4 protein-coding genes are annotated in these 3,051 nt (G+C 48.8%); 2 read left to right on the plus strand and 2 right to left on the minus strand.

Annotated features, from left to right (window positions below; genetic code table 11):
* Both EQY_RS0121745 and trxB read right to left on the minus strand, forming a co-directional pair.
* A partial coding sequence (locus EQY_RS0121745; protein WP_001043567.1) for an ABC transporter transmembrane domain-containing protein occupies nt 1–418 on the minus strand: 418 nt, incomplete at its 3' end.
* A 122-nt stretch (nt 419–540) separates the two neighbouring features.
* Entirely contained in the window at nt 541–1,506 is a 966-nt protein-coding gene (trxB, locus tag EQY_RS0121750) for a thioredoxin-disulfide reductase (protein ID WP_000537427.1), read from the minus strand.
* Nucleotides 1,507–2,050: 544 nt separating this feature from the next.
* Here trxB and lrp point away from each other — a divergent pair.
* Together lrp and EQY_RS0121760 are read left to right on the plus strand one after the other, a co-directional pair.
* Nucleotides 2,051–2,545, plus strand: coding sequence for a leucine-responsive transcriptional regulator Lrp (gene lrp, locus EQY_RS0121755; protein ID WP_000228473.1), 495 nt, complete (start codon nt 2,051–2,053; stop codon nt 2,543–2,545).
* Between the two features lie 134 nt (nt 2,546–2,679).
* On the plus strand, nt 2,680–3,051 hold a 372-nt coding region (locus tag EQY_RS0121760; RefSeq protein ID WP_000076987.1), incomplete at its 3' end, for a DNA translocase FtsK 4TM domain-containing protein.

A 3,051-nucleotide genomic window follows, 5' to 3' on the forward strand; every position in this document is an offset into this window, starting at 1 on the left:
AGCGAGCATAGTAATCATGCATATCGTCAATTTGCTCGAGTACCAGCGTCGCCCAACTCCCCGCTGGTTTGCCCTGAATCCACGCCGGTCCTGCTTGCTGCAAACGGTCGAGAACCTGGCGGCGGATGGCAAAACGGATATGCTGCCCGGCGTGATAACCCACCCGTTCGCGCAACCAGACCACCCATGCGCGCAACACAAAGGTCAGCACCAGTAAAGTAAAGGGCAGAAGCAGGGCTTCGCGGGGGATGTTCTCCATAATCATGTGCTGCAGAATACGCGCCATGAACCAGGCCTGGGCAATTATCAATATGCCACTTACAAAGCCCAACAGACGAGAAATATTCAGCCACCGTTGGGAGATGACGCTTTGCTGTTTTAACCAGCGGGTTAACTCTTTTTGACGGGATTTATTCATTGCACGCTTAGCAGGTGAGTTATCAGAATTTTTTGCAGGGCAATGTTACAACGGAGGAATAATAAAGGCGACCCATAGTCGCATGGTGTCGCCTTCTTTACTTTTGTTACTGATTTGTAAAATTATTTTGCGTTAGCTAAACCGTCGAGGTAGCGTTCAGCATCCAGTGCCGCCATGCAGCCTGTACCGGCGGAAGTAATGGCCTGGCGATAAATATGATCCATCACATCACCTGCGGCAAAGACGCCCGGAATGCTGGTCTGGGTGGCATTACCATGAATACCCGATTGTACTTTGATGTAGCCGTTTTCCAGTTCCAGTTGCCCTTCGAAAATGGCAGTATTCGGGCTGTGACCGATGGCAACAAACAGACCGGCAACGTCGAGTGACTCGATGTTATCGCTGTTTTGCGTATCACGAAGACGAACGCCAGTGACACCCATCTGATCGCCGGTCACTTCTTCCAGCGTACGGTTGGTGTGCAGAATGATGTTGCCGTTCTCCACTTTATCCATCAGACGCTTAATCAGAATTTTTTCTGCGCGGAAAGTATCGCGGCGGTGAATCAGGTGTACTTCAGAAGCAATGTTAGAGAGATACAATGCCTCTTCAACAGCGGTATTACCGCCTCCGATAACCGCAACCTTCTGATTACGGTAGAAGAATCCATCGCAGGTCGCACAGGCAGAAACCCCACGTCCTTTAAAGGCTTCTTCAGAGGGCAGGCCGAGATAGCGAGCAGAAGCTCCGGTAGCAATAATCAGCGCATCGCAGGTGTACTCGCTGCTGTCGCCAGACAGACGGAACGGACGATTCTGCAAATCCACTTTGTTGATGTGATCAAAGATGATTTCAGTTTCAAATTTGGTGGCATGTTCATGCATGCGTTCCATTAATAACGGACCGGTCAGATCGTTTGGATCGCCTGGCCAGTTTTCCACTTCCGTGGTGGTGGTCAGTTGGCCGCCTTTTTCCATGCCGGTAATCAGCACGGGTTGCAGGTTGGCGCGCGCCGCGTAGACAGCAGCGGTATAGCCCGCCGGGCCTGAACCCAGGATAAGCAGTTTACTGTGTTTGGTCGTGCCCATGAGATCCCCATAGTTGTTGGCAGACAATGGGCAGGATTGTAGGGAATTTACAGACGTAAAAAAAGAGTATGACGATTTTGTTAACGATTTGTGCAATCGTCAGAAGCGATAAGCATGTCAAATTCTTCTGTCATTATCACGCCTGCTACTTAATTTTTCCGGTTTATAAGCCGATTAAATGATGATTAAACGCGACTGTTAATGAATAACTGGCATGTTGTACTAAAAAACGATGTTTTGCTTTGACAATCACCTGGTGTTTTGCGAAAACATTCGAGGAAGAAAAAAACAGTATTCTTATATGCGCATAATCATGCATGTAAATACCATGTTTACCGTGCTAGTGAAATCTACGCATGGCGTGGACAGACGCCATTCGTGATGTCGATAGCAGCCTCCAGGCAACGGTCTTCTCACCGTAGACCCAGGCATTGCGCGCCGTGAATCTTAATGATTTCGGTCTATCGTGACGGGTAGCGACTCTGAACAGTGATGTTTTCAGGGTCAGACAGGAGTAGGGAAGGAATACAGAGAGACAATAATAATGGTAGATAGCAAGAAGCGCCCTGGCAAAGATCTCGACCGTATCGATCGTAACATTCTTAATGAGTTGCAAAAGGATGGGCGTATTTCTAACGTCGAGCTTTCTAAACGTGTGGGACTTTCCCCAACGCCGTGCCTTGAGCGTGTGCGTCGGCTGGAAAGACAAGGGTTTATCCAGGGCTATACGGCACTGCTGAACCCGCATTATCTGGATGCATCACTTCTGGTATTCGTTGAGATTACTCTGAATCGTGGTGCTCCGGATGTGTTTGAACAATTCAATACCGCTGTACAAAAACTTGAAGAAATTCAGGAGTGTCATTTAGTATCTGGTGATTTCGACTACCTGTTGAAAACACGCGTGCCGGATATGTCAGCTTACCGTAAGCTGCTGGGAGAAACTCTGCTGCGTCTGCCTGGCGTCAATGACACACGGACATACGTTGTTATGGAAGAAGTCAAGCAGAGTAATCGTCTGGTTATTAAGACGCGCTAACACGGAACAGGTGCAAAATCGGCGTATTTTGATTACACTCCTGTTAATCCATACAGCAACAGTACTGGGGTAACCTGGTACTGTTGTCCGTTTTAGCATCGGGCAGGAAAAGCCTGTAACCTGGAGAGCCTTTCTTGAGCCAGGAATACACTGAAGACAAAGAAGTCACATTGACAAAGTTAAGCAGCGGGCGCCGACTTCTGGAGGCGTTGCTGATTCTTATTGTCCTGTTTGCCGTCTGGTTGATGGCAGCTTTATTGAGTTTTAACCCTTCGGATCCTAGCTGGTCGCAAACGGCCTGGCATGAGCCTATCCATAATTTAGGTGGGGCTCCTGGTGCGTGGCTGGCCGATACCCTGTTCTTCATTTTTGGCGTGATGGCTTACACCATCCCCGTCATCATTGTCGGTGGCTGTTGGTTTGCGTGGCGTCATCAGGCCAGCGACGAATACATTGATTATTTTGCCGTTTCGTTACGTATTATTGGCGTGCTGGCGCTCATCCTT

It is taken from the genome of Escherichia sp. TW14182, assembly GCF_000208525.1.
Taxonomy (GTDB): Bacteria; Pseudomonadota; Gammaproteobacteria; order Enterobacterales; family Enterobacteriaceae; genus Escherichia; species Escherichia ruysiae.